27 protein-coding genes are annotated in these 25,296 nt (G+C 43.8%); 12 read left to right on the top strand and 15 right to left on the bottom strand.

The window, feature by feature from the left end:
• Position 1 precedes the first annotated feature (1 nt).
• The 12 genes from DW182_RS15905 to DW182_RS15850 are packed head-to-tail and all read right to left on the bottom strand — an operon-like array spanning position 2 to position 15,431.
• Positions 2–2,935 (bottom strand): hypothetical protein, encoded by a 2,934-nt coding sequence (locus DW182_RS15905; protein WP_118296146.1) that lies wholly within the window; start codon positions 2,933–2,935, stop codon positions 2–4.
• A 12-nt stretch (positions 2,936–2,947) separates the two neighbouring features.
• Positions 2,948–6,556 (bottom strand): hypothetical protein, encoded by a 3,609-nt coding sequence (locus tag DW182_RS15900; protein WP_118296145.1) that lies wholly within the window; start codon positions 6,554–6,556, stop codon positions 2,948–2,950.
• 31 nt (positions 6,557–6,587) lie between these two features.
• Positions 6,588–7,037 carry a hypothetical protein gene (locus DW182_RS15895; RefSeq protein ID WP_118296144.1) on the bottom strand — a complete coding sequence of 150 codons (450 nt, stop codon included), beginning with the start codon at positions 7,035–7,037 and terminating at the stop codon, positions 6,588–6,590.
• 3 nt (positions 7,038–7,040) lie between these two features.
• Positions 7,041–10,721 (bottom strand): hypothetical protein, encoded by a 3,681-nt coding sequence (locus tag DW182_RS15890; protein ID WP_118296143.1) that lies wholly within the window; start codon positions 10,719–10,721, stop codon positions 7,041–7,043.
• Positions 10,722–10,725: 4 nt separating this feature from the next.
• Complete coding sequence (locus DW182_RS15885) at positions 10,726–10,914, bottom strand: hypothetical protein (protein WP_118296142.1); 189 nt, start codon at positions 10,912–10,914, stop codon at positions 10,726–10,728.
• Positions 10,915–10,964: 50 nt separating this feature from the next.
• Entirely contained in the window at positions 10,965–11,447 is a 483-nt protein-coding gene (locus tag DW182_RS15880) for a hypothetical protein (protein WP_118296141.1), read from the bottom strand.
• Positions 11,444–11,962, bottom strand: coding sequence for a hypothetical protein (locus tag DW182_RS15875; protein WP_118296140.1), 519 nt, complete (start codon positions 11,960–11,962; stop codon positions 11,444–11,446). Before DW182_RS15875 ends, DW182_RS15880 begins: the two co-directional genes overlap by 4 nt.
• Positions 11,953–12,273 (bottom strand): hypothetical protein, encoded by a 321-nt coding sequence (locus DW182_RS15870; RefSeq protein ID WP_118296139.1) that lies wholly within the window; start codon positions 12,271–12,273, stop codon positions 11,953–11,955. The genes DW182_RS15875 and DW182_RS15870 overlap by 10 nt, the downstream gene beginning before the upstream one ends.
• Positions 12,263–12,688, bottom strand: coding sequence for a hypothetical protein (locus DW182_RS15865; protein ID WP_118296138.1), 426 nt, complete (start codon positions 12,686–12,688; stop codon positions 12,263–12,265). The genes DW182_RS15870 and DW182_RS15865 overlap by 11 nt, the downstream gene beginning before the upstream one ends.
• Positions 12,689–12,706: 18 nt before the next feature.
• Complete coding sequence (locus tag DW182_RS15860; RefSeq protein WP_118296137.1) at positions 12,707–13,111, bottom strand: structural protein P5; 405 nt, start codon at positions 13,109–13,111, stop codon at positions 12,707–12,709.
• A gap of 2 nt (positions 13,112–13,113) precedes the next feature.
• Complete coding sequence (locus DW182_RS15855) at positions 13,114–14,373, bottom strand: hypothetical protein (RefSeq protein WP_118296136.1); 1,260 nt, start codon at positions 14,371–14,373, stop codon at positions 13,114–13,116.
• Between the two features lie 14 nt (positions 14,374–14,387).
• The gene (locus tag DW182_RS15850; protein WP_233564173.1) at positions 14,388–15,431 is read right to left on the bottom strand and encodes a head maturation protease, ClpP-related; all 1,044 of its coding nucleotides are present in this window, start codon (positions 15,429–15,431) and stop codon (positions 14,388–14,390) included.
• Positions 15,432–15,596: 165 nt separating this feature from the next.
• On the opposite strand from DW182_RS15850, the gene DW182_RS15845 reads away from it, so the two are divergent.
• From DW182_RS15845 to DW182_RS15815, 7 genes are read left to right on the top strand one after another with little or no spacing between them, the layout of a single operon-like run.
• Positions 15,597–16,046: a DDE transposase family protein gene (locus DW182_RS15845; protein WP_118296135.1), complete on the top strand. Its 450-nt coding sequence runs from the start codon at positions 15,597–15,599 to the stop codon at positions 16,044–16,046.
• Positions 16,043–17,578 (top strand): hypothetical protein, encoded by a 1,536-nt coding sequence (locus DW182_RS15840; protein WP_118296134.1) that lies wholly within the window; start codon positions 16,043–16,045, stop codon positions 17,576–17,578. The genes DW182_RS15845 and DW182_RS15840 overlap by 4 nt, the downstream gene beginning before the upstream one ends.
• Positions 17,579–17,580: 2 nt before the next feature.
• Entirely contained in the window at positions 17,581–18,006 is a 426-nt protein-coding gene (locus tag DW182_RS15835) for a phage protein Gp36 family protein (RefSeq protein ID WP_118296133.1), read from the top strand.
• A 1-nt stretch (position 18,007) separates the two neighbouring features.
• Positions 18,008–19,330 (top strand): DUF935 family protein, encoded by a 1,323-nt coding sequence (locus tag DW182_RS15830; protein ID WP_118296132.1) that lies wholly within the window; start codon positions 18,008–18,010, stop codon positions 19,328–19,330.
• Positions 19,324–20,148, top strand: a complete 825-nt coding sequence (locus tag DW182_RS15825) for a hypothetical protein (RefSeq protein ID WP_158580811.1) — start codon at positions 19,324–19,326, stop codon at positions 20,146–20,148. Before DW182_RS15830 ends, DW182_RS15825 begins: the two co-directional genes overlap by 7 nt.
• Before the next feature lies 1 nt (position 20,149).
• Complete coding sequence (locus tag DW182_RS15820) at positions 20,150–20,782, top strand: hypothetical protein (RefSeq protein WP_118296131.1); 633 nt, start codon at positions 20,150–20,152, stop codon at positions 20,780–20,782.
• Between the two features lies 1 nt (position 20,783).
• Positions 20,784–21,263: a hypothetical protein gene (locus DW182_RS15815; RefSeq protein WP_118296187.1), complete on the top strand. Its 480-nt coding sequence runs from the start codon at positions 20,784–20,786 to the stop codon at positions 21,261–21,263.
• Here the strand turns inward: DW182_RS15815 and DW182_RS15810 are convergent.
• Positions 21,243–21,506, bottom strand: coding sequence for a transposase (locus tag DW182_RS15810; protein ID WP_118296130.1), 264 nt, complete (start codon positions 21,504–21,506; stop codon positions 21,243–21,245). The two genes, DW182_RS15815 and DW182_RS15810, sit on opposite strands and share 21 nt — an antisense overlap.
• Positions 21,507–21,740: 234 nt before the next feature.
• Here DW182_RS15810 and DW182_RS15805 point away from each other — a divergent pair, with 234 nt between their 5' ends.
• The 5 genes from DW182_RS15805 (at position 21,741) to DW182_RS15785 (ending at position 24,352) form a co-directional block, all read left to right on the top strand.
• The gene (locus DW182_RS15805; protein WP_233564172.1) at positions 21,741–22,019 is read left to right on the top strand and encodes a hypothetical protein; all 279 of its coding nucleotides are present in this window, start codon (positions 21,741–21,743) and stop codon (positions 22,017–22,019) included.
• A gap of 52 nt (positions 22,020–22,071) precedes the next feature.
• A complete protein-coding gene (locus DW182_RS15800; RefSeq protein ID WP_147400132.1) occupies positions 22,072–22,833 on the top strand; it encodes a hypothetical protein in 762 nt (253 codons plus the stop codon).
• A gap of 99 nt (positions 22,834–22,932) precedes the next feature.
• Complete coding sequence (locus tag DW182_RS15795; protein ID WP_118296127.1) at positions 22,933–23,418, top strand: hypothetical protein; 486 nt, start codon at positions 22,933–22,935, stop codon at positions 23,416–23,418.
• 5 nt (positions 23,419–23,423) lie between these two features.
• A complete protein-coding gene (locus DW182_RS15790; RefSeq protein ID WP_118296126.1) occupies positions 23,424–23,867 on the top strand; it encodes a hypothetical protein in 444 nt (147 codons plus the stop codon).
• A gap of 2 nt (positions 23,868–23,869) precedes the next feature.
• The gene (locus DW182_RS15785; RefSeq protein ID WP_118296125.1) at positions 23,870–24,352 is read left to right on the top strand and encodes a hypothetical protein; all 483 of its coding nucleotides are present in this window, start codon (positions 23,870–23,872) and stop codon (positions 24,350–24,352) included.
• Between the two features lie 131 nt (positions 24,353–24,483).
• On the opposite strand, the gene DW182_RS15780 is transcribed toward DW182_RS15785, so the two are convergent.
• A complete protein-coding gene (locus tag DW182_RS15780; protein ID WP_147400131.1) occupies positions 24,484–24,819 on the bottom strand; it encodes a hypothetical protein in 336 nt (111 codons plus the stop codon).
• Between the two features lie 135 nt (positions 24,820–24,954).
• The gene (locus tag DW182_RS15775; RefSeq protein ID WP_118296123.1) at positions 24,955–25,191 is read right to left on the bottom strand and encodes a hypothetical protein; all 237 of its coding nucleotides are present in this window, start codon (positions 25,189–25,191) and stop codon (positions 24,955–24,957) included.
• Positions 25,192–25,296: the final 105 nt, after the last annotated feature.

Below are 25,296 nucleotides of genomic sequence, written 5' to 3'. Positions count from 1 at the left end.
CTTACCTGTATTTTTGGATGAATGCAGCCAAAGGAATTCCCATTGTAGGATAGGCAGCATACGGGTGCGGATTGCCAGTCTGGACATTATATCTATATCCACCACTATAACCCGCATAAGGCTTGGTTATCTCTTCATCGTTTACCATGTTGTAGCCATATTCATTATCACAAGTAATGGCTATATCAAGTATATAAATACTTTCTGACTCACGTTTATCAAAAGTATCAATGATATGTTTGCGGGCAGTCCACATAGCTGCACTCTTTTTGGTGTTGTACAAACCACTATCATTATCTTCCGTACCCATTGTAGATAATGGCAGCATAACAACAAATTTACCATCCGGAACAGCTTCCTTGTAAGAAGCAATCATAGTTTCCAGATTTGCATCCCATGTGCTAAAATCTATTTTATCGGGGTTTTCGGAGTTCATGAAATCATTTACTCCAAGAAACTCGGCACAAATAGAAGGTGGCGTCAATCCCCATGCCGAAAGGTATTTAGCGTAATTGAATCCCCATGTATAAGTATCATAAGTAGTATCAATCCAAGAACTGCCATTATATAATATATACTTACTGTTGGCATTGTCATACATTATATCTCCTGATGCAGGGTTTAATTTCAATCCTGTATTGTCATCAAATTTGATGGATTGAGTCTGGAAACGTCCCGCATTGTAGCTCTCATCAAAAGTCCAGTTGCCCGATGTGTTCTTGCGTATATCATTTGCCAATTTCCAGAAGGCCGTATCACCATAGTAACGGAAATTTCCTTCCGGTTGCCAAAAACCGTTATAGGCCTCCGTCCTACCTGTTGACACACGGAAATACCGTGCGAGTGTCCAACCTCCACGGCCTTCGTCGTAATATCCTGAATATCCAAGAGAATCACGAAGGCCTATAAGATTTATTCCAGGCACATAATTATTTGTAATAAGCGCATTTCCGAAGAATGCTCCATTGGTAATGCTGTCTCCGATTATCTGTACAGCTATTTCCCCGTCACCGGCCGAAGGAATGGACACTACCAATGTGGAAATCTGTTTGTCAACCTCCGTAAAATTTATACGCTCAATCAATGATGCTATAACGGTTTTTCCCTCCACTGGATTCTTGATGCTTGCCACTCTTTTCAATCTTCTCTGATAGGTAGCTGTCCCTGAGAATCTGACATCTTCCATATATGGACGGTATCTTTTTGTAAATGCTTCAACAAACAAGTCATTCTGCACTCCGTCCAGCATATATAATTTGCTTGGCAGACATATTTTGTTAACGAAGCTATCTGCAATCAAAGAGTCTGGAAGATATTTCTCTTTCAATTTATTCCCATATGGTACATATGGCAACAATGAATTTCCTTTATTTACCATAAAGGAGCCCTTATCATTGATCGGGATAGACACCCGGATGTATACCGCATTTTCAGGAGCCAGAACAGTCTGTAGGCCACCGGGATGATTATTTATTCCCGATATAAATTTCTTTGAAAGATCATACCAAGCGTTATATATACTATGACTGATAGTATAATTTTCTCCAGCTACTACAGCAATGAATCCACTGGCATCATAAGAAGGATTTGCAACGATCGTTCCATATACATAATTGACGTAATAACCAGATTTATAATCCGGATCGTTAGGATTTAACAGATTGTCCGAAGGTTCAAAAAAAACACTTTTCTCTTCCGTTACTGCACTGTCAGCTATCTTAGAAGTGGTAACAATACTATCCGGTAATTCAATATCAGTTGCATTATCAGGAATAAGAGACTTATTTATTTTTTTCGATACAGCGTAAGGTTCGTATGTTGTTGAAGCGGTGCCTTCCTCTACCTGTATGTTATCAAGTGAGGGAAAAAATACTTTGTCTATGCTGAACCTTGCAAATGCGGCACCTTCCTGCCATGTAAGAATTTTACTCGTAGAGTTTTGTACAGCAGCTATTACTGTGGTTTTATCGGAAGCATAAAGGAGGTTGTAAGAATTGTTTGTGTTTGTTCCATTGCAACACAATGTCTCACCTTCGTTGATTGGGATAAAACCCGTTACAGCGTAAGAAGAATTGGAAGCAAGCTGTCCCCATTGGTTCAGATATACATTGTCTTTTACATCCGCAGGATTGCAGCGATTTTTACCCATAACCTCCCGGATAAATGATACCTTATCTTCTGTAACAGCACCATCCGTAATCTTCTCAGTCGTAACATCAGGCAATAGCTCTTCTTTTACAATATTCTTTGGTGCCACATATTCTTCATAAGAAGTAGGCGAATTGCCTACTTCTACCTGTACATTGCTCAAATTGTTCTGAATAGAGAACCTCGCAAACGAAGCACCTTCCTGCCATGTCAATATCTGGGAAGCTGAATTTTGAAAGGCAGCTATTACAGTGGTTTTATCGGCAGCATAAAGGACATTGCAAGCTACAGAAGATATAGTTCTATTGCAACACAATGTCTCACCTTCGTTGATAGGAATAAACCCCGTTACGGCATAAGAAGCCCCATTTTGTGTGCCACCGGAAGAATTAAGATATACTCCCGCTTTTAAATCTTCCGGATTACAAAGGTTCTTGCCACGTATGACATTGAACATTTCATTTTTAGACACATAGTTAGCCAACTCCGTGAAGTCATACGTGCCAAGTGTCGCGCTAAGGTCATTCCATCCGGCAACATACCCAATAGGTATATTGCCAGCAACATAATAAGCATACGGTTTTGCTGTTGCCAAATCTCCTGCCAAAGCCCAAGCCGGTTCCGTCCGTGCAGGCAGCTTACCTACCGAATCAAAATACCCTACAAACGGACTTTCTGAAAAATGCTTTAACTTTTCTATCTCCACCTTTATTTTGGAGAAGTTCTCGTTCAAACGTGAGGCTGAGTTGCCCCAATTGCCTGTATTTTTAATTGTATTCAGATCCATTATACATTTATTTTACAAGTTAGCTGTAAATTTACGGCCAGCATACCAATGATATTCTTCACCCTCCTTGATGGATTCGATGGTATCCTCTGATATTCCCGTATCCTCGTCTCTCATGATATATATGGACTGCACTATATCATAAGTTTTGGTGTCAGGATTGTATAGCTTTATGCCACCGTCCGCAAGGCAGCTTACGCTATAGACATCCGCAAGACGACTGATAAGCAAAACTCTCATGTCCAGTACCATGTCGGGAGTTTCCGAAGCCGAAGGAAGATTGATTGTCCTATTATCCGTAAATATTTTTGTAATATCAAGATAGGTTCCACCGTGAAAATCGATATCGTATTGCCCGGAAATACCCTGTTCATCCATCTCTTTTTTAATATTCCTCCATACGGTGATGGACCGGCTCTTCTGGAACATGCGACCAAAAGAATCCCAATAAATCGTTCCGTCTGCCAACTGACCGCTTCCATCCTCATTCAACAGTATCTTTCCGTCAGCGATTTCCACCGTTCCCTTAAACATCCCGCCAAGCGCATAGACATATCCACGAAGGATGACATCGTTAATAATAGTCCTTCCTCCGTGGGTAATGACCGCATTAGCCATTGTCTTAAGCTCTTCCTCCGTAGGCTGATACTTCGGATTATTCTTATACTTCATGACGGTGCGGATGGCCTGTTCGAATGTGCCGCCTCCCCATGTGTATACGTCATCTTCATCATTGTATATGCCGCTTATACCTGCCGTCACACGTTTCATCTTACCATCCTGATAGTTGCCAAGCTGGATCATGTTTGACAGTATCAGACCGCCGATAATGTCCACACTTCCGTTTTTCAGCACATCATAGATGTAACTGAGCGATTGAAACTCCGCCATGCTCTTGTCATTGTCAAGAGGTGAAGGCTTCCAGTCCGTTGCTATCGTTCCTCTCTCTAACTGAACGTCACAAACGGTTGCGGTACCACTGAGCATGAATATACCTGCGCCTGAGAAGGTGAAGCTGTGCTTGTATCTCTTATATTCGGATGTGAGAGGCTGAGCCACGCTGAAATCACCGCACGACACAGCCACAGTCTCACCCTTTGCTTGATACGATATGACATATAATTCCTGATTAATGAGTGCAACGGATTGGGAAAGGCTACCTATTACAGCCGATCGACCGGAAACAGCCGTGGCATCTTCCTGAACCGTGGCCATGCCCGTCCAAAACTCCAACGCCTTGCTGTACATTTCGGTATCTTCGGTCAGTTCAGTGTCCGCATTCAATTCTTCCGTCTCATAGTCACCCGTGAATCCACTGTTGCGCAGCAGGTTCACCGTGCCCATCTGTTGGGCTTGCTGTATGAAGTCGGGAAGGTCGGAAAGATTACCGGCACCGGTACTACCTTTCTCAATATGAACGACACCGCTCAATTTGTTGTCACCCGGCTTAAGTTGCGTTTCCGGTTCAGGCAGGTGAAAGGAGTTTATACCTACATACTGGCGGTAATAGGGTGCTCCCTCACCCGCACCGGCATCAATGACCGCAACCTGACGAGACGGGTCATCCGTACCACGATAGCCAAGTTGCACGATGTCGTCAAAGGCTTTCGGAGCATCAGAGGCCAATGCGCACACAGCTTTGGAAAGGTCGATGTAATCAGGTCCCACTGCAGTGACAAGTCTCCAGAAGAAGTGGTTGCCAACTGTCCCGTCAGCCTGACGCTCCAGATTGAACGTCTGAACGTATGCCTGATCGTTTACCTTGAACTGGTTATATATCACCTGACCGTCGCCGTCGGAAGTATTCATATAACAACGGTATACGTCATCCAGTTCCTCCACACGGACGCACTTCATCGAGGCCGATGTCTTGAGCTCAGAGCCTCCGATGTGGAATACCTTCTGTATCTCCACCTCTTTGGCCGTAAACCTCATGCGGACATCCAGATAGTCAGTCTCGATATGCCAGTTGCCGGCATCATCTTTGTAGATGCCTACACCCGTGCTGCCCTGAGACCAGTCGCCGGTAATCAGTCCCTGAAGGAAAGTGATAACATATTCTACCGTGTCAGGAGCATTTTTTCGCAGGAACATCTCGAGACTTCTCAGAGAAGAATAAGCAGTATAATCACTCGGATTCTCCCTGTCTCCAGTTTTTAGAAGACGCACTATTGATTGCAATATCTCTTGTGAAACTGTATACTGCAAGTTATTAATGGAGTTTTCAACCGAAGATTTCCAAGAAGTATTAACCGAATTAGTACATTCAATAGTAGCTTCTCCCAAGTTATTCAGTTTGCGGGTCACGCGAGTGATACGGCTATCCCGGTATCCTTCATCAAAGTAAAGTGTACTTTTCAGGCGAATCCTTTGTCCCAAATGTAAAGGAATGTCGTTTTCATCTACATAGATATAATCCGTTTCTCCGGAATAAATAGACACATCCTTACTATATTCTTTAAGGAAATCATCCACAGCAAGCTTGTACTGCTCTTCCGCTTCAGAATAATAACTTTCTGGCATCCGGATATTTGTAAGCACATAAGTATCTCCGACAGCCGGAATTAGATTCCCTCCCGGTATCTGTATATTATCATCCGGATAAGTATTGATAATTTCAAATTCACTTGTGGCGTTATGCCAGTTACATTCGAAGGTTTTTCCAATCAATGCCCCGGATTTAAAAGTAATGTTGATCACTTCTCCGAACAGCATATAATCATCCGGATTGAACGGCAGCTCATTGTCACTAACGTAATATACCGTAAAATCTCCAGTCTCCTCATTAGTCTTTTCCTCTGAACGTGTAGCAGACAATGTACCTGTACGGTGTGGAAATATGCCAGCAAATGCCGCTTCTTCCCGGTACTCCTTGAGACCGAGATTGGTGTTCAGGTCAATATACTTCTCACGCGAGGGTAATTGTAATGTTGCATAGCCATAAACCGAAGGATCAATATTGATACTACTTCCAACAGGTATCAAGCGTGTAAACCATTTGATGGCATTCGTATTTTCCTGTTGTGACAATCCGGATTTCAGACCTTCCATATAACCAAGTTCCACCCTTTCTCCACGTTGACATTTGGAGAAATTCAGGTATTCACCATCCATCCACCATTCCGTTTCAAAAGTCTTGGCAATTTCTGCTGCTGCATCCCAACAATACATGCTGTTAAAATTGATATTTTGCCGATCTGCAACAATCGCTTCCCCAACTCTCCAGATGCCACCAGAAGTATTACGGTTCATGTTATCAACCAGTTTCTGAAGAAATTCTCCCGGTGTGCCATCATAGGAAAATACTGATTCAAGATCATTATCTCCATGATTGAGACGACAGAAGAGAATATCTTCCATGTCATGTTCGCGTGAGTAGAAGTTGATATTATATGTATATTTCTGAGTATTGGCCTGTTTAGGACGATATTCTTTCTTGATAGAAAACCGTTTACCGTCAACAAGTATATAGTCGCCTACGGAAAGTACAAAAAAATCCCAGGTAGTGAAGTTTACACTCACCACAAATTCCACGCCTACTTCCTCTGTCCATGAGGAAGTGGAATCCGGACTAACTATCTTTTTAACCTGTCCGTTTCTGTTATATATCGTCAGCTCCATTTATGATATTTAAATTGTTTTTAAACCTCGCTTAAAATACAGGTTTCGGTTCCCGAAAAGTTACCGAGAATCCGGCTACCTGTTGTCCTGTATCCCGTAGCAGCGTAAATTGGCTGTATTTGGGAAACTTCTTAAGATATACTTTATAGGTTTTCCCGATCTCTGGGACCCTTATCTCCAGCCATCCAGACCTTAATAACGCCAACACGCTGTTATAATATTCAAACCATTGGGCCTTCGTTTCAGCAACAATGGCCAATTTCAGGATGATATCCCGCGCTTTATATTTTGGTATCAATTCAGCAGGAAGCTCTTCACCGTCCATTTCCCTAAATTCTACCGTCGTATATTCTTTCATCTCAGGAGGCGCCATCAAAGCATCATAATTAGCATGTCCTCCCTGATTCTCTTCCCAAAGGAAACAACCATATGTGGCCATATCCGTGTCATTGATAAATAATAGCCCACTCTCTACCTCCATATCCTAACCATTTATTTTCACACCTCTGTTCCTCATCACCGATAAATTATCTGAAATATCCGACAAATATTTCAGGTAAGTACTATTCTCCGCAATGACAGCCATAGAGTCCGCCATCATCTCCAAGTTATCCGACAAGTTGTTGTCAATAGATATTACGTGATCCAAAGTCGCATTACCGATACCTTCAAGCCTTCCTCCTGTCTCTTCTGTAAGAGATACGTATCCTCCTGGCCTACCTGACTGGGTAGAACTTTCACTACTGCTCCAGCCAAAAAGGTCTTTAAGAATATCACGTTCTTCAAGTGCATCCGCTACTATTTTATTCCATCTTTCCTGCAAGTCACGATAATCATCCTTGCCTATATCTCCTGCATTGCTGTATTCGACGAATTTATCGTACCAATTTTCAAGCTGTTCAGTAAATTTGTCTGCAACCATATCCGTTAGGATCTTACGCTGCATATATTGCTCAAAATTATCAGCAAAGTCCTCGGCGTCGCTACTCATATCCATCAGCGTATCCAGAAAGTTATCACGTATGCTATCAAAAGACACCTGTGTCAACTGTTCTTTCACCTGTTGCTGTATATCCTCCAACCTTTCCGATCCTTCTATGATGCTGTCCAGATATCCACGTACATCGTCATCCAGTTTCGCCCAAAATGTAGGTGCTTCATTCTTAAGTTTAGCCAATTGTTCCGTTGACAGGTCAAACAGTCCCGTCATACGACCTTCTCCAATTTTGAACTCATCAAAAGCACTTCCAAGTGCCGCTCTTGCTTCATTCCAACCTACACTACTCATGTTTTTCCGTTGACGTACACCAATAGAATGAGACCCTATACTACTTCCTGAGTCCAGTCTTTCCCGGCCGAGTATACGATAAGACTCAATGCTCTTTTCTATCAGTTCTTCAGCTTCTTGTCCCACTTTGGCTGCTTCAGGGCCATAACTCATGGATATATATTCAGACTTCTTATCGATCAACTCATCCCATATTTGATTAAGTTTGGCGTATTCCTCAACCATTTCATTATAATCGGAATAATCTGCTCCTTTAAACAGCTTATCTGCTCCAATCCAACTCCAGGGATTCCAATCCGCCCCCATAATACCGCTGACCATATTACCAATACTGGAAAAAATATTGCTGACGAACTTGTCAATTCCTACTTCTCCGATATTATCAAGTATGGCAAATATCGCTCCTATGAGGCCACCGATTTTCTCCCCACTTTCCGAAAATACATCAACAACTTCTCCGACTATTCCTCCAAATGTGGATAAGCTCATTTCAGCATTTTCTCCTAACTGACTGATTGCATTGCCAAGCAATGTCAGATTAGAAATGGTCCGGTTCGAAGCTGCCTCTACGGTCCCTTTGGCGGTGTTCATTTCTGCTTCCGCCTTATTCTTCTTGTCGCGCGCCGCTTCAATGGCTACCGAGTCCCCGGATTTTAAGGCTGTGTTCAGTTCATCCTGTGCTTTTGAAACTGCTTTCACCTTATCCTCGTAATCTGATAGGGCTTCTCCAAGTCCTCCGAAAAAACCACCTTTTTCTACCAGTGAGGCATTTATATTATTGATTGCCTCTTCAATAGCCTTGATTGACTCAGGAGAAGCTTTTTGTTTAAATTCAGGGGAATTCTTAAAGGTGACAAGCTGTTTCTTGACAGCCTGAAGTTGTTTACGTGTAATTACTTCCAGATTACCGAATATCATCTCCCAATTGATTGATTTCTTCAGTTGTTGGAAGTCCAATTCCGACAAGGCCTGCCCCATTTGTTTCTCCAGAATTTTCTTCCTGTTCGGATCTTGTTCTGCAGCTATCTTAACCGCATATTCTTGTGCAATGGCAAGCCGTTTCTGCTGGATTGTTCCGAATTGTTTGTTATATTCATTCCAAGACTTTGTACTATCTGACAGGAAATCCCGCTGTATCTCCGTATATTTTTTTACGTACATCTGATATGCAGCGATACGTGACTGGTTGGCAGTAGTCTTTATCGCCTGTTCTTCTTCAGGGGATATTTTCACCCCGGATTCCCGTGCTTTCCGAATACGCTTAAGATCTTCACGCTCATACTTATCTATCTCGGCTATAGAGTCATTATATTCCTTGCTGGCCTGTGCCTTACGCTTTTCGTATCCTTCCTGCATTACAGACAACAATGTTTCTTCAAGTTTTTTTTGTGCGCGTATGCGGGCATCTGCAAGCTCATTCTGATAATCCAGAGAACTTTTCCCGGATGGTTTATTGTCTTTATAATCATATGCCTTCAATTCTTTTTGGGCTTGCTTAAGTTGCTCTGTAGCATTTTGGTACACTTTGACAATATCTTTATCTATACCGATGGAAAACAAATCCTTTCCTTCTTTTGCCGCAGCATCCAATGTCTTTTTTATGTCAGACTTTATCTTGTTCAAAACACCTTCTGCTCGCTCCTGCTGTTGTTTCCAATAATCAGAAGTTCCTTCTTCCGGTTCAGGAAACAGTTCAAGAGTATTAATATGGTCTGATATTGTTTCGATATCCTTGTCGTATTGCTTTACATTTGCACGAAGATCAAGCCATAATTTCTTCTGTTCTTCTACCATATCCATCTGATCCCTAATGGCCTTATTGGTAGTGACATCATAATCATCACCTTGGCTCTTTCTCAAATTGGCAATAGCCTTATCCAACGTTTCTTGGGATTTTAAATATGAAACATACTGATTCTGAGCTTTCGTCAATTCCTGAGCTCTTTTTATGGAAAGATCTGCGGCCTTATCCGCATAATTTCTTGCTACGGCACTTGCATATATCTCTTTGCTTAGAGATTTATAGGCTGTCCCCAGTTTGTCCAGGTTTATATTTTCTCCATCCAGAATATTGGCATACTGAGGATACTTCTTCATCCATTCATTAGCCGCAGTGGTACGTTCCTTTGTTGACAAGGACGTGTTTTTTAATTTATTATACAGTATGTCCAGGTGTGCCTGTTCGTCTTTAACATCTTCAGTCGCTTTTTTACGTGCCAATGCCATCTGTTGTTCAGCACTCAGCATTTCCAGAGTGGCATCTTTTGCCTTGAAAAGTCCCTTTGCCCATTCTCCTATTTCCTTGCCATATGTCACACTTATCATGATCGCTGCCGCCATCGCCGTCTGCCAGGAAAACAGAGATGAAAGTAATTGTTTCCAAACCGGCGTTGCTTTCTGGCCGGCTGCTATTAACCGTTCATATTCCTTCCGTGCGGAGGCTATGGCATCCGTAAATATCGGAATGTTATTGGAGATAGCCAGGAAGAACATCTGCGGTCCCATCGCCAGTGCCGGAAGCTCACGGGCGATCTGTTGCAGACTCATACGGACATTGTACAGTTTTGGTGCGGGATCTTCCGCAATAAGAGGAGTGGAACTGGTCTGTTTTTTCTGCTTTTCATATTCAGCAAGCTGTTCTTTCAGGTTATTGATAACTCCGGTAAGAGCCTGTACATCCGCCAGGTCCTTATCATTGACAATCCCTGTCTTTCCTGCTTGCTTATTAATCTGTACACCCAAGGCCTTTAACTCTGCTTCCATTTGCGCAATGACAAGTTTGACATATCCGGACATATGGTCAAGATTGCCCTCCACTGATTTTCTTCCTTGCAGTGTCTTGTCATCCAGCAATATTTCCAGCCTTACAGGTTCCATTTATTTACAGTCCTAATTTTGTTTGATAATATTCTGTTGTAAATCCTTCCGGATCATTTTTTGATTTTTCCGCCATATGTTCTTTCTCTTCTTCCGCAGACACATAGCGGGAAACATCCATGTTCATAGCCAACAATTCGGCATAGCTGAGTTTCCAAAGGATATAATGCTTGCTGGCTGAGAATCTCTCCATGCTTTGCGCGACGATACCGAGGATGCTATGAGGTGGCTCCTGGTGCCCCTTTAACTCATCCTTTGATTTTGGCTTCCGATTGGGTTTAGGATGCTTTCGATCCTTGACGCCAATGGAATAATACTGCAAAAAGACTTTATATCTATATCCCTGAGCAGATGCATCATCGCTTCCGCCATCATGGCGGGGTGCACCCTCCATCTAAGATACCAGGCTACCGGCTTCACCAACAGAAAGCCTGATAAATATCCCGTACATATAGAAAGAGCCACCATTTCACTGACTATTCTGGCATTCTCAGCAATAAACTTCATACGGCCATTATAATCCATTGCCTCTACCTGTTGCGGAGTGACGTTTATTTTCAGGTATTTCAATGCGATCCTTAACAGGCATCCGGTAGGAGGACGGCGCATCACCAGATGTGACTTTCCCGTCCTTCTTCCGAATATACGCTTGGGGATGACAGGTATTCGTATACCTGCATCGAGCAGCATCTCGGCTGCGCGACGTTTCTCATCGGTTCTCATCATGCATCACCCGTAGACGGTAATTCCTCCTCAGGAGGCACCTGCCCCGGAGCAAAAACCTTGTAAGGACTCTTTCCCTCACCGGCATCCTGCATTTCCAGTTCGCATTCAATTCCGAGTACGTTGGTAAAGTTGATACCATTGCTGAAATTGCATGTCAATGTGCCGTTATAAATACGGATGGTATGTCCGGACGTACATTCGATGTCGAATACACCAGAGATTTCCTTATCCTCGGAAGGAGGAGTGTAATTCCCGTTGCTGTCAACCTCTCCACCCATGACCTGCTTCATATTCTCTCCCGTAAGCTCGATCAGGGTAAGTGTCCACATCTTTGTACCAGGTGAGGACTTGAGGACTTTGAACGGTGCATTACGCTTCTGGGCCGCCCATATACGTGTCTTGGTAGGCGCGTCTCCACCGGGCTGTAGCCCGTCCTCTGAGATCAGCCCCAATTTTACACCATTGTGCTTCAGGTTCGTTACGCCATAGATGGCGCCATCGTCTTTTACTGCCATATTGTTTTTCTTTTAAATGTTCTAAATCTGTTTTTAATCCACCACAGTCCTATTATAAGCATTATCGTTACGCTGATACCTGTGGCAACCTTTATCTTCTGCCATAAGGAAGGTTTCGCTTCCTTGGTCTTTTCCTCCTCCATCAAATTGGAAACAGAAGTCTCCAATATTTTTTTCGTTGTCACTGTTTTCCGCAGATCTTCCGTCTCGGCGGTAATGACCAGGCCGCCTTCACCGTCTGATTCCACCTTTAGCCCGATACCATTCTGCTTTATTGAGGTTCCGAATCCTTGTGGCAGTTTACCGACCATCTGGAGGTGGTCTGGAGGCAGAGGCAGGCTCGTCTGCGTCATCGGGACCGATTCGTAGGTTGTTTCCTCGGTTTCGGTCCTGGAAAGAGAGTCCAAGCGGATGGCTGTTCGGCTTTCCCTGCCCGCTGCGCATCCAAACAACAGCAGGACAACACTCAGCATACTTGCATTTATAGCACTCCCTGATAGCTTGTTCCAGATAGATGATTTTTTCATTGACCTTGCGTGTTTGTTCAGATAATGAGATTATTGTTTGTGAAAGGTCATCGTATAATTGCTTATAGGTACCTTCACTTTCCTTGACCGCACGGACCTTATAGACCTTGCGGTCCCGGTACCAGCCTATCGCCATGGCTATGCAACCTGTAGGCGCCAGCCAGTCCTGCAATAATGTAATGATAATACTCCAGTCCATACGTATGTACGTTAATGATTACAAGAGATTCCAGCCTGCCTCAATATCTTCCATCACGGCAGGGATGCCATTTTCCACCTGTGACATCGCAGCGACGAAAGCGCACATGGTTTGGCGATCGTCCACATCCGGTATATAGCTTTCCGGCACATGCATTTCCTTGCATACCCGACTGATATACCCTGAGGTATTGTTTTCAACCGGAGGGGCCCACCGGTGAATGAAATCCGATATTGTACGGCAACCGTTTATATTACGATAGTTGCGCAACAGCTTCAGACCTGCACGGTAACCATAAGCCATGCTCTCAAACTGGCAGAAAGAACGGTCACTCGAAGGGCGTACTTCACCCAGCCACAGTGTGGTGGCAGAGAGGCGGATATTCAGCGGGTTATTGTTCCTGAGTCCACGTGGTACAGCCATGATTATTCTTCTTTTACGGTCGTTTTTGTAGTCTGTACGGTCTGTACTTCCGAATCTTCGGATGGTGACTCAGAAGGTAATTTGACTTCCACAACATCTCCTTCAAACCAGTTCTTTCCGTCATAATATAGAGAAGTTGACTTGCCAGCCGGTATTTCCACAGCCTGTACGGTTGCCTTGTATGTGGCAGCCTTGTTGACTACGGTCAGACGGGCGCCGGGCAGTATGTCGGTAGCGACAATGTTGTATGTGGTCGCTGCAGTAGGCGCCAGTTCCACCATGTCGTTTTGCGTAGCCATTGTGATGGTTGTACCCGTCACGGTAATCAGATTGCCTTCACGCGCATCAAGCAATACCACTTCCTCACCAAAAGCCGTATTGGTATCTGCAGTCATCAGCATCTTGAAGAAATAACGTTCACCTGCATTGGTAAGCTTGTCGATCTGCACGACATTGAAATCATTCTGCAGATTGACTGCACCCCAAAGGTTAGATTTGTCCGTGGGTGTGGCTACCGTTCCGACAATTAGACCATCCGGCCATGAGGCCACCGTCTTGATGGTGGTTCCCTTGAAACGGAGGGAATTGGTTTCCGTCCAGTTCGCACCCTTAGCATAACGCATGGTGAGTTCGTCATCATAACGGTCCGCATCGTTCACGGACATAATATACACGAAGGAGGGATTGTTCCTCAATACCTGGGGAGTGGCCTTGCGCACACGCATCAAACGGGTAACCATGGAATCCTCGGAGGAAGATTTGACACGGATCACTTCCGGATCTTCGAAGATACGCATCAGGATACCGTTGAACAGATGATCGTCATCTGAGTTGTCATCGACATAGATGCCGTTCACGAAGTGATCTCCCAGCTCAAAGTCCACCTGGTCTGCAAGCGAGGAAAGCATGGTATTCTGAACATCGGGTGGCAGTTCACGGAACACAAGCTCGCCCTTGGGTTGGAAAGGACGCCATATTTGCTCAAAAGAACGCGGGTTGAACGTGGTGAAAGCCATGAAATCGACCGGCTTGAGTTCCTTCTCAGAATAGTCAAAATCGCCCTTGGAATCATTGTCTTCCGGCTGTTCGACACGTTTTCGCAACATTTTCCCCACCTTCATGCGTGGGATTGAGTATTTCTTCTCTACATTTGGGACTATGTTGATAAGTCCTTTCTGCACCAGCTCATTGCCGGTAGAAGCTTTGGTGAGTATCTTAGCAAGTACCTCACCGTCGTAATTAGTGTTCTTGATATTAATCATATTCCTTTTTTTTATCAATTGAAACCGTTATTTTTCTTGATCTTGTCCCAAGTCTCCTCCCAAGTGTCCTTGTGGTTCGCCGGCTGATTGATTATATCCATAATGCGCTTCTTCACCGGAAGGGCATTCACAAGGGTCTTGCCCTGTTCATAGTCTTTTTCCAGCATGGCTTCGTAAGCCGGACGTTGTGACGGGGAAAAACGTTCCTCCATCTCGGCCTTGTCCAGAAATTCCTTCATCTCCTGCTTACGTGCTTCCACCTCTTTTTGTTTATACCCCTGGATCTCCTGCTTAAGGGATTGGTTCTCAGTGACAAGGTTGTCATACTTTCCGGCCTTGTCTTCCAGTGAGCCGATAATCCTGATCATATCGGCTTCGTTCGCACAGTTGGCAAACGCAGTTCTCTTCTTTAATTGTTCATACATAAAAGTATCGGGTTTTGAGTTAGTATTCAGCCGGTTATTGAAGATGGCATAGATATCTTCGTTCGTGCTTTCTTCCGGAACCGGTTCTTCCGTATCGTAAATTCCGTCAATAAAACCAAGGTCCAACGCCTCTCTTGCCGTCAGCCAATGATCCTTTCCGTCAAAGTAGGTATCCTTAATCTCTTGTTTCTCCTTACCAATACGGGCGGCATACATTTCCGCCAGAGTATCTTCCAGCCCTTCTATTTCCATTGCCATATCCTTGAGGTCCTGTTTGTTGCCATAACATCCTCCATAGACATTGTGCAGCATTAACCGGGCATAACGGCTCATTTGTACAGGCTTTCCGCAAAGGGCGATCACGCTGGCCATACTTGCAGCTACGCCATCCACATATATGTGTATGTCCGCGTCACTATTACGGATGGCATTAAATATGGCAAGTCCCGTATATACACTGCCGCCAAGGGAGTTTATACGAATGTCGATACTCTTATATTGCGCAGCATAACCATATAGTTCTGCTGCGATATCGGCATCGTTTACTGGACCGCCAATATCTCCGTATATGAGAATGCACGCTGTATCGGGTGAAGGAATCATATTGAAGAAAGTCTTTTTCATCGCTTTCATTGTTTTTTGCTGCAAAGATGAGCGTTTTTTTTACCAAATGCAACCCGTATAAAACATGATGCATTTTTACAGGTGCATGATACTCCTATAAAGCCTTATTATATATTTAACACATTGCATATCTTTTGTTTATATCCTAACTTTGCGAATAAATAAGATATAAATATGGCAGACCTAAAAACAGAAGAAAAGAAAGCACTTGCTAAAGAATTATTCCTAAAATGCGACCTTACTCTTGAAGAAATCGCAGGTAAGGTAGGAGTAACCAGGCAAACCATTGCCAGATGGGCGTATGCAGGTACGTGGAGTGAATTGAAGGCGAGCCTGTCCATCACACGCGAGCAACAGATAGCCTATATGTACCGGCAGATTTCTGAAATCAATGATAAGATACTCGGAAGGAATCCGGGAGAAAGGTATGCAACTGCTGCGGAAGCCGACACTCTGAACAAGTTGGCGGCTGCTGTTAAGAAGATGGAGACGGATATCGGAATTTCGGATATTATCAGCACAGGAATAAGGTTTATCAACTGGCTGCGTACAGCAGACCTGGACAAGGCTAAAGAATATACCATATTGTGGGATTTGTTTATTAAAGACCAGATAGCCAAATGAGATTGACACCCGACGAAAGACAAGCATATGCCTTATGGGAAGAATTCAAGCTAAACATGGAAAGGGTCACTCCTGCGGAAACGGAGCTGACAGAAGCTGAGAAAAAGAAAAAGCTGAAGCGTCTGGAAGCAGACCCTGTAGAATGGATCATGTATTTTTTTCCGGAATTTGCAAAGTCCGAATTTGCTCCATTTCATATCCGTGCGATTCGCAGATGCACCACCCACATGGAATGGATGGAAGTGTTGTCCTGGGCGCGAAGCCTGGCAAAGAGTACCGTGGTCATGTTCATCGTGCTGTATCTTGTGCTTACCGGAAAGAAAAAAAACGTGATGATGGCCAGCGCAACGGTGAATGCGGCCATCCGCCTGTTGGCTCCTTACAAGAAACAGTTGGAGACCAACGCTCGCCTGAAGGCCTTTTATGGGAATCAGGTGACACTCGGAAAGTGGAGTGAGGAAGAGTTTATCCTGAAGAATGGGGCGTCCTTCCGTGCCATAGGTGCAGGAAGTGCTCCACGCGGATCACGTAATGATGCAGACCGTCCGGATGTACATCTGCTGGACGACTTCGATACCGATGAGATATGCCGCAACCCCGACCGTCTGGAAGCGCAATGGAAATGGTGGGAAGAAGCGTTTTATGGAACACGAGACATTGCTGTGAAACTGCTGGTCATATTCTGCGGGAATATCATTGCAAAGGACTGCTGTATTGTGCGGGCGGGGAAAATGGCTGACTCTTGGGATATCGTCAACGTACGTGATGAACATGGGAAATCCACCTGGCCGCAGAAGAACAGCGAGGAAGCCATAGATGTCGCGCTTGCCAAGACCAGCACGGCCTCCGTACAGAAAGAGTATTATAACAATCCGGTATCCGAAGGGTCGATATTCAAGAACCTGGTCATGGACACAATACCACCGCTCAGGAAATTCAAGTTTCTGGTCATATACGGTGACCCGTCCCCGGGAGAGAGTAAGAAAAAACAGGCAAGCTATAAAGCGGTATGGCTTATGGGAAAGATTCAAGGCAAGCTGTACATCATCAAGGGACGCCTGTTCAGGGGAAGCAACGAAGAGTTTATCGAGTCATTCTTCGACCTGTATAGTTTTGTGGGAGGAAAGACCAACGTGTATTGCTATGTGGAAAACAATAAGCTACAGGACCCTTTCTTTAAACAGGTTTTAAAACGTCATTTAAATCGCCTGAAAAAGAAAACTACAGTCCAGTTGAACATACTACCGGACGAAGATAAGAAAACCGATAAGGCGACCCGCATCGAGGCGAACCTGGAACCTATGGACCGGGAAGGAGAACTGGTATTCAACCGGGAGGAGGCAAACAGCCTGGATATGAAAGAACTGATGGAACAGTTTAAATGTTTTGAGATGACTTTACCGTACCCGGCAGACGGACCTGACTGCATAGAAGGTGGCAACAGAATCATAGACAACAAGACCGCCTTAATGGACAAGACATATACCCAATCCCGCGCAAACATGCGCAGATTGAATAAATACAGGAGGTGATTATGGCAGAATTTATTAACATGGAAGATTATGACGCAACCATCCATCAGGATATCCTGAATGCAGTGACAAGGGAGGATGATGCCATTGTGGAAGTCTGCGAGGACCAGGCTATAGCTGAAATGCGCGGATATATGGAGTCGCGCTATGATTGCGATAAGATATTCGCTGCAAGAGGAAATGAACGGAATACGCTTGTGCTGATGTTCGCAAAAGATATTGCGATATACCATGTGCTATGCGTGCATAACCCTCAGAAAATATCCTCTATCCGTAAGGAGCGGTATGAAAGGGCCATAGAATGGTTGAAATCCGTTGGAAGGATGGAGATCAGCATTGCAGATGTGCCGTTATTGAACAAGGACGCACTGAAAGAGAAAATGCCTTTCCAAATGAGAAGCAATCCGAAACGAGTTACACACTATTGATATGACAAGAAAAAAGAATAGAGGACGGATTACCGTCAGCGGAAATATGCCGTTACCCGGACGAAAAGAACCGGGAACGGTCATCATAACACAGCCCAAGAGGTTTTTCCTTGATATGAGCGCCTATATGATGGGTGTCAAGGGAGCGGAGAATGTGGATTTCTCACAACGGACGAAACTGTATGATATCTATACGGACGTATTGTCAGATGGGCATTTGTCAAGCGTCATAGAGAAAAGAAAAGCCGCCTTGCAATGTTCACAGATAGAATTCAGGAGAAACGGAAAGCCCGATGAGAAAATAAACACCGTTCTGAATTCACCGTGGTTCTTTGACTTTATAGGAGATGTAATGGACGCCACCTTCTGGGGATTCTCCCTCTTCCAGTTCTACCTGGACAGTAAGGGATGGATGAATTACGAGCTGATCCCTCGCAAGAACTATGACCCTGTCAGGAGACTTCTTTTACACCGTGAATCGCAAATGACAGGTACCAGCATTGATGAGTTCAAGCACACGTTGTTTGTCGGGAAGCCTCGGTCACTCGGAAAACTCATGGATATCGCTCCCTATGTTATATATAAAAGGAACGACCTGGCCGACTGGGCGCAATTCTGCGAGATCTTCGGCATGCCCATACGGGAATATACCTATGACGCCGGAGATGACGAAGTGCGTAACCTTACAGTCAAGGATATGGAAGAACAGGGAGGAATGGCGGCATTCCTACATCCGAAAGGCAGTGAGTTGAAACTTATCGAAAGTGCCGGAAAAACGGGAAGCTCTGATCTCTACAAGTCTCTCTATGACACCTGTAATGACGAAATCAGTAAAATCGTACTCGGTAATACGCTGACTACGCAAGCATCCGAACGGGGGACACAAGCTCTCGGTACCGTTCAGGAGAAAGGAGAGAAACGCATCAACCAGGCAGACCGCATACGCATACTGAACATCCTTAATTATGATATGACGGATATATTCAACACTTTTGGATACAACACTGCAGGCGGTGAATTCTATTATGTGGAGCCCAAGGAACTGACGGCGACACAGCAAATGGACATCATCGGAAAGATGAAGAATATGGATGTGCCGGTATCTGATGATACTGTATACGAGATATCCGGTATACCCAAACCAGACAATTACGAGCAACTCAAGCGGGAAAAGAAAATGGAAGCGGGACAATCGCAACGTCCTGCAGAACAACCGCCTGGTACCGGAAACAGGGAGAAGGAAGAAAAACAGAGGAATGGGTTGTTAAAGGAACTGAGGGATTTTTTCGTCGGAGCCCCGAAAAAAGGGGCTTTAGAATGGTAATGAATGACCTCTACGGGAAGAAATGCCCCGTTTGCCATCCAAGAAATACGGCGGCGGGAGGCATAAGTATATCCGCGGAAATAATGGCGAAGGTCCTGAGGGATATTTTCGAAAAGAAATTCAATGTCAGGGAAGATATTGATGGGGAACTGTACGAAGCAACATTGGAAATATTCAACCGGGCTGCCGATGAAGGGTTCACAAGCATTGAACCTGATGATCCAGAATTCGACTTCCTGGAGCAAATACGTGGAAACAATGAAGTATTCTCTGCCTTTCGGACGCATCGGATGCAGAACGACATAGCTGCACAACTGCTTGATACGGATGGACGCCTGAAACCTTTCCCGAAGTTCCAGGAAGACGTACAGTCCATTATCGGCGAATACAATACCAACTGGTTGCAGACGGAATACGATACGGCCGTATTGCGGGCTCACCAGGCTGCAGACTGGAAAAAGTTCGAACGGGACAGTGACATCATGCCCAACTTGAGATGGATGCCGACAACCAGCGTTGAAGTAGATGAAATACACCGTCAGTTCTGGAGCATAAGGCTCACATTGCCAGTCAACGACAGTTTCTGGAAATACCACCGTCCGGGAGACCGGTGGAACTGCAAATGCAGCCTGGAACAGACGGATGATAAGCCTACCCCTGCAGATGGGATACCTGTTACCGATGAGAAGCCGGCACCCGGACTGGATAACAATCCGGGAGAGGACGGAAAGCTGTTCAGCGATTCGCATCCGTATATAGCTGACGCCTACCAAGGAGCCGGTAAGGCTGTAGAAACGTTTTTGAAGAAAAGGAGGTAACATGACCATCAAGGAAGCCATCAGGATGCTGGAAGCTAAATGCAAGCTGATAGAGAAGACTTGTAAGGATACCATACCACGGAAGATAGGCGTTAAGGCTGTCAACCTTACCAACCGGAACTTCCGGGAAGGAGGATTCAATAACGGAAGCCTGCAGCCATGGAAAAAGGCCAAGAGGCAGGAGGATGATTTCCAGAAGAAAAAGATGGCATCGAGGTACGGACCCTTGCTGTCATCCAGAAATCATCTCTCCAGAAGCAACGGATATGAAGTGCAGGTGGAAGGGAACAAGGTCAGGGTAATCCTAATCAATCCGGTGGATTATGCAGCCATAAATAACGAAGGAGGTACCATCCAGACTAATCCCAGGGTAACCAAAAAAATGAAAAAATTTTTCTGGGCAAAATACTATCACCTGGCAGGCATTACAAAAAAAATGGGTAAGAAAGCCCGCAGGCAGAAGCAGGAGAACCTGCCACCGGAAGCGTTGAAATATAAGCGCCTGGCATTGACAAAGAGGGCAACCCTGAGAATCAGGGCGGATATACCGAAACGTCAGTTTATCGGGCCAAGTAAAGACCTTGATGAAATAGTGAAGACAACCGTTATAAATGAACTTGAAAAAATTTGGTAAAATGACAGAAACATTATTTAACGACGTTCAAAGTCGTATAGCAGAGAGAATGCCCTGGCTGAAGGGCCAGGTGGATGAAGATTACGGGCAATTGGAAATGCTCTATCGTGAGGATGCGGATTCAGACACATATCCTCTTATATTTCCATTGGTGCTCATTGATGCTCCCACATGCGAGTGGTCCACGCTCAATGGTGTAGGAGTGAGCATACAAGATGGCGTATGCCGTATTGTGGTAAAACTGGCGATAGATTGCTATGACGACACGCATTATACCAGCGGAACTGCTGACAAGGCCAAGGAACGTATGCAGAAAAACAGGGAGGTCAACAGGGCTTTGCAACTGTTTAAACCGGAAGGAGCGAAAGGACCGATGTTGAGGGTGTCAAGTAGGAACTATACCATGCCGCACGGTATCAAGGTCTATGAACAGACGTATGAATGCAAGGTAAGGGAAAACCTAATCCTTGAAGAGGGATAGCTGACGTGAAGGACGGGAACGGCGGACACGTGGGGAAGGTTTTATCTCCATATTGTCCAACATTCCAAGATTGGCATGAATAATGGCGCGAATACGGTCTATGCTCAGGAAAAACTCTTCCTCGGAGAGGATACGGTAAGTATCATCGAACCGGATTCTACGGATTTCCGTCCAATAATAATAGCGGCGCAATAATGCCTCGTTACGCAATTTGATAAGATTAGAACTACGACCTTTTACCATACCTTGAAGCTAACTAACTGCAAATATACTAAAGATTTAATACTTATGCAAAAAGGAGGGTTATTAAATGAAAAACCCTCAACGCTTTCATTTTAAACTACCACGTAAAAAACGAAACGACACACCGGTCTGACGTTGAGGATGAATCTTTAACGCAGGCCGGTGCGCTTATGTTCACCTGCCATATAATATTTAACTATTAAATCGATAATTATGTATAAAAGCGAGGTTTTCATGAAGTTACTCAAGTTAGTGGCAGAAGAAACAGAAGTTCCGGAAGAAAATATATTGGGGAACGATAAGGACATGGAGACGACCGATGCACGCTATGTACTGGTAATATTGCTTTCAGAAGTCGGAATGTATCCTAAACAGGTAGCTATACTGCTTAACAGGACATCGCGCGGAATACGTCACCTGATGTCCCGGAATATGACCTCACCGATGATTGGAATATATCTGGAACGAGTGAGGAAGAGGGCTGGAAGTGAAGACTCAAAGAGGGTACGCTAAGTGAGTACTTTTGCTGCACGGTCACATGGCCGGAATTCCAAAAATATTTGTTATGGAAGCTGAAGTAAAAGAAGTTATTAAGGAAAAGGAGTATGTTCACGGGGATCGTGACTACGACTGTTATGATTATGGACGTGACCGCTTTGCATCCAAAGGGGTAGCAGGTGCAGGCCTTGGACTGGGTATAGCTGGTACTGCCCTTGGACTGTGGGCACTCTCCCGTAGAGGAGGCTTGGGGTTCGGAGGCGGAATGCCGGAGAATGTCAACATCAACACGGTCAGTGATGCAATCGCCGGACGTTCGGGTGGTGCACCCACTGCATTCATGGCGTGGGAAAAAGGTTGTGAGGAAGCACTTGCTTTGACTAACGCAATGTGGGGACTCAAAGTTAACACTCAGGAGCAGATGTATGCTCACCGCGATGTTGACGTAAACGAAAAGTTCCAGCTATGGAAGTCACAAGTAGATGCCGATTTCGGCTTATACCAATCACAAGTGAACGGCGACTTTGGTCTATACAAGTCACAGCGTGACTTATACGACGTGTTGAACGAACGCTACAGTGCCAAGTTCAACGAACTGGACAAGAAGATTGCTGTATTAGAAGCTACACGTCCTTACCAGGATCGTTTGATCCAATGCGAGATTGACAAGGCTTTCACAGCCTCAATCAATTACACAGACCGTAAGACTTGTCGCGCAATCTATGGTGTTGTTGGTTTGCCTTCTACTCCGACTGTTACAGTTTTGGAGGGTGCAAACCCTTTCGGATGCAATTGTCGTACTCAGGCAGCGTCAAATCCAGCAGCATAAAAACTGCAAAAAGCGTGAAGAAACGCAAGAAACGTTAGTGGTAAAGCCCCTTCGGGGGCGATACCACTTTCATTTACCAACCACTAACAACGATTTATTATGAATTTTGGAGATCCGTTATTACAGCAAAGAACTTTTTCATTGCCCGAACTTGAAAAAGAACAGGAAGTAATGCAGCAGAAAATAGCTGAAATGAAAAGAAATTATCAGCAACCTTCTCAGCCGGTTACTCCCGTATGGGATGAGATAGATCAGGTAACTGCTTCACTGACAGACAAGGAGTTCGATTACTTACAACATAACCAAGAATTCCAGGAAAGCAGTGCAAATATACAGCAAATATTACATCGTGAATATATGCGTATTATGCGCCCTATTGTGGAAAATAATACAAAAGATGGAAAGGATGCTTTAGACAAACATCTGACGCTTTTAAAACGCATTCAAAAGACAGCTAAAGACGAAGCCAATAAAAAGGAGGCACTTATGAATGAATACATAATGCAATACTCTCATCTTACCTGGCAGGAATTCATTGATATGAAAAACGGCAAGCAGCCAGTACCCAAAACACCTAAAAAATAAATTCGATGGAAGCAAAGGAAAAACTTTTAGATTTGAAAAACAAGACCATAGACTCACTGGAGGTATGGATTGACGGAAGGATAGATGACTTTGTTGCTCAGAATCCTAATTTAAAAATCGCCTCTGTATACATGAAGAGAGGAGCTAAGAATTATCTTACACGTGAGAGGGGTAAAATAGAGAATGTAATTGATAATGCCGCATTATTCATTTGCGATGAACAGGGAAATATAGATGCGGACATGTTGTTCAAGGACATGATGACCATGTTCCGTGAAATGGATGAAACACCGTTCGGGAAAGGATTAGTACAGGGAACTGTAGGAAAGGGAATAATTCGTCTTAAATTACCGGATAATCCGATATTTAACCTTATGTTCGGAAATACGGGTGCAATCAAAATTACCGAAGCTGATTTCCTTGAGTTGAAAGAACTTTTTAATACATAAGTATGATGGATTATAAAAATATGATAATGGCGGCCAAGAATACCGGCATATCGACAGAAAAAGCCATGTGGCAAAGTATAGACGGAATCAATGGGATGCTCTGCAAGATGAAAGAGGAACATCCGGACTTATTCTGGAAATTTATGCGTGAACAGCATGGAATACTTTACGGAAATCATTATGACGAGGCGTTTGCCATATATGACGCATCATTGATACGTTATACTGATAGGAACGGAAAGAAATGTGAAGGGCCATACTGGACACTTGAACAGATTGAAATCTCCACCAAAGGTATGACTTTTCCTGCAGGGACTACGAAATGGGACAAATACGTCGCTTTTAACTCCTTCTATGCAGATACCTGTACTGTTTTGGAGGAAGAGTCGATCATCAAAACCGCACATAAATTCTATTTTATGGATGAAGATGGTCCACAGGGAAAAATATGGATATCTATGGAAGCCATGTATGAAGCCAAATAAAAGATTTACCCAAGAAAGACTGGAAAAACTGCTCTGTAAAACAATACCCTTGGCTATACTGGCAAGGGTATTGCTGTTATTTACATAAAATTTCATGAAAAGTTATCCATTCATTTTTTTATAGATTTGAATTAAACAAACCCTAATAGTTTACCATGTTTTTCCAACACTTTTACTAATTCATCCTCCTCTATTTCCTTCATACTTTTCCTGATGCAGTACTCTTCATCGGAACAGTGGTAAAATAATTCTCTAATTTCATTTACCATTTCCCAGCATTCTTGACGTATCTCCATTGCCTTGTGTTGGAGAGAATAAGCATTCTTTATTTCCTGCTCCATATCCGGCAAAAGAAGCTTGATAAGTTCGTCATACTCACATTTATATAAGTGAATTGAAACACCGTCAGTTATATCAATATCAATTCTTCTGTCTGATAGATCATTGTTTCTTATCTTCATAGTCATATTATTATTATTTATTTTCATCTTCTCTGTCGCCAGACTTATATTTCCAATAGCTATCCAAACAAGAATATATTGTAACGCAGATTACCAAAACTATTACAGTAAACCAAAACCAATCAAATTCCATATTATTAGTTATTCGTTTATATTAGGAACCTGGCCCACTTTCATATAGTAGTCAATGCTTTCAGGTGCAGAGGGTATCTTTCCTTTTATCATATCAACTACATGATTCCATGAACGCATTACATTTCGATCTAAACATGATTCTCTTTTAGGAGAATCAAGCGCATTTGCTACCATCCGAAGTGTATCAGCTATTTCTTTTAGCTCCCAAAGAGGAACTTTTATCATTTTAGTCAATTCGCTCATATTTATTCAGTTTTGAGGGTTATTTTCCTAATGATTTTATAATTTTCCGTTCTCTTTCGGATAACTCCCATATTATAGTATTATCCTTTTCTGCTGCTGCTTTCT

The sequence above is a fragment of the Bacteroides sp. AM16-24 genome (genome assembly GCF_003471885.1).
Taxonomy (GTDB): domain Bacteria; phylum Bacteroidota; class Bacteroidia; order Bacteroidales; family Bacteroidaceae; genus Bacteroides.
The sequence above is the reverse complement of the archived record's forward strand: the minus strand, read 5'-3'. Positions and strand labels throughout refer to the sequence as shown.

What these genes read in the sequence shown, in the direction of transcription:
- DW182_RS15905 (WP_118296146.1), bottom strand. Translation starts at nt 2,935, where the DNA reads ATGGATCTGAATACAATTAAAAATACAGGCAATTGGGGCAACTCAGCC.
- DW182_RS15900 (WP_118296145.1), bottom strand. Translation starts at nt 6,556, where the DNA reads ATGGAGCTGACGATATATAACAGAAACGGACAGGTTAAAAAGATAGTT.
- DW182_RS15895 (WP_118296144.1), bottom strand. Translation starts at nt 7,037, where the DNA reads ATGGAGGTAGAGAGTGGGCTATTATTTATCAATGACACGGATATGGCC.
- DW182_RS15890 (WP_118296143.1), bottom strand. Translation starts at nt 10,721, where the DNA reads ATGGAACCTGTAAGGCTGGAAATATTGCTGGATGACAAGACACTGCAA.
- DW182_RS15885 (WP_118296142.1), bottom strand. Translation starts at nt 10,914, where the DNA reads ATGGAGAGATTCTCAGCCAGCAAGCATTATATCCTTTGGAAACTCAGC.
- DW182_RS15880 (WP_118296141.1), bottom strand. Translation starts at nt 11,447, where the DNA reads ATGATGAGAACCGATGAGAAACGTCGCGCAGCCGAGATGCTGCTCGAT.
- DW182_RS15875 (WP_118296140.1), bottom strand. Translation starts at nt 11,962, where the DNA reads ATGGCAGTAAAAGACGATGGCGCCATCTATGGCGTAACGAACCTGAAG.
- DW182_RS15870 (WP_118296139.1), bottom strand. Translation starts at nt 12,273, where the DNA reads ATGGTCGGTAAACTGCCACAAGGATTCGGAACCTCAATAAAGCAGAAT.
- DW182_RS15865 (WP_118296138.1), bottom strand. Translation starts at nt 12,688, where the DNA reads ATGGACTGGAGTATTATCATTACATTATTGCAGGACTGGCTGGCGCCT.
- DW182_RS15860 (WP_118296137.1), bottom strand. Translation starts at nt 13,111, where the DNA reads ATGGCTGTACCACGTGGACTCAGGAACAATAACCCGCTGAATATCCGC.
- DW182_RS15855 (WP_118296136.1), bottom strand. Translation starts at nt 14,373, where the DNA reads ATGATTAATATCAAGAACACTAATTACGACGGTGAGGTACTTGCTAAG.
- DW182_RS15850 (WP_233564173.1), bottom strand. Translation starts at nt 15,431, where the DNA reads ATGAAAGCGATGAAAAAGACTTTCTTCAATATGATTCCTTCACCCGAT.
- DW182_RS15845 (WP_118296135.1), top strand. Translation starts at nt 15,597, where the DNA reads ATGGCAGACCTAAAAACAGAAGAAAAGAAAGCACTTGCTAAAGAATTA.
- DW182_RS15840 (WP_118296134.1), top strand. Translation starts at nt 16,043, where the DNA reads ATGAGATTGACACCCGACGAAAGACAAGCATATGCCTTATGGGAAGAA.
- DW182_RS15835 (WP_118296133.1), top strand. Translation starts at nt 17,581, where the DNA reads ATGGCAGAATTTATTAACATGGAAGATTATGACGCAACCATCCATCAG.
- DW182_RS15830 (WP_118296132.1), top strand. Translation starts at nt 18,008, where the DNA reads ATGACAAGAAAAAAGAATAGAGGACGGATTACCGTCAGCGGAAATATG.
- DW182_RS15825 (WP_158580811.1), top strand. Translation starts at nt 19,324, where the DNA reads ATGGTAATGAATGACCTCTACGGGAAGAAATGCCCCGTTTGCCATCCA.
- DW182_RS15820 (WP_118296131.1), top strand. Translation starts at nt 20,150, where the DNA reads ATGACCATCAAGGAAGCCATCAGGATGCTGGAAGCTAAATGCAAGCTG.
- DW182_RS15815 (WP_118296187.1), top strand. Translation starts at nt 20,784, where the DNA reads ATGACAGAAACATTATTTAACGACGTTCAAAGTCGTATAGCAGAGAGA.
- DW182_RS15810 (WP_118296130.1), bottom strand. Translation starts at nt 21,506, where the DNA reads ATGGTAAAAGGTCGTAGTTCTAATCTTATCAAATTGCGTAACGAGGCA.
- DW182_RS15805 (WP_233564172.1), top strand. Translation starts at nt 21,741, where the DNA reads ATGAAGTTACTCAAGTTAGTGGCAGAAGAAACAGAAGTTCCGGAAGAA.
- DW182_RS15800 (WP_147400132.1), top strand. Translation starts at nt 22,072, where the DNA reads ATGGAAGCTGAAGTAAAAGAAGTTATTAAGGAAAAGGAGTATGTTCAC.
- DW182_RS15795 (WP_118296127.1), top strand. Translation starts at nt 22,933, where the DNA reads ATGAATTTTGGAGATCCGTTATTACAGCAAAGAACTTTTTCATTGCCC.
- DW182_RS15790 (WP_118296126.1), top strand. Translation starts at nt 23,424, where the DNA reads ATGGAAGCAAAGGAAAAACTTTTAGATTTGAAAAACAAGACCATAGAC.
- DW182_RS15785 (WP_118296125.1), top strand. Translation starts at nt 23,870, where the DNA reads ATGATGGATTATAAAAATATGATAATGGCGGCCAAGAATACCGGCATA.
- DW182_RS15780 (WP_147400131.1), bottom strand. Translation starts at nt 24,819, where the DNA reads ATGACTATGAAGATAAGAAACAATGATCTATCAGACAGAAGAATTGAT.
- DW182_RS15775 (WP_118296123.1), bottom strand. Translation starts at nt 25,191, where the DNA reads ATGAGCGAATTGACTAAAATGATAAAAGTTCCTCTTTGGGAGCTAAAA.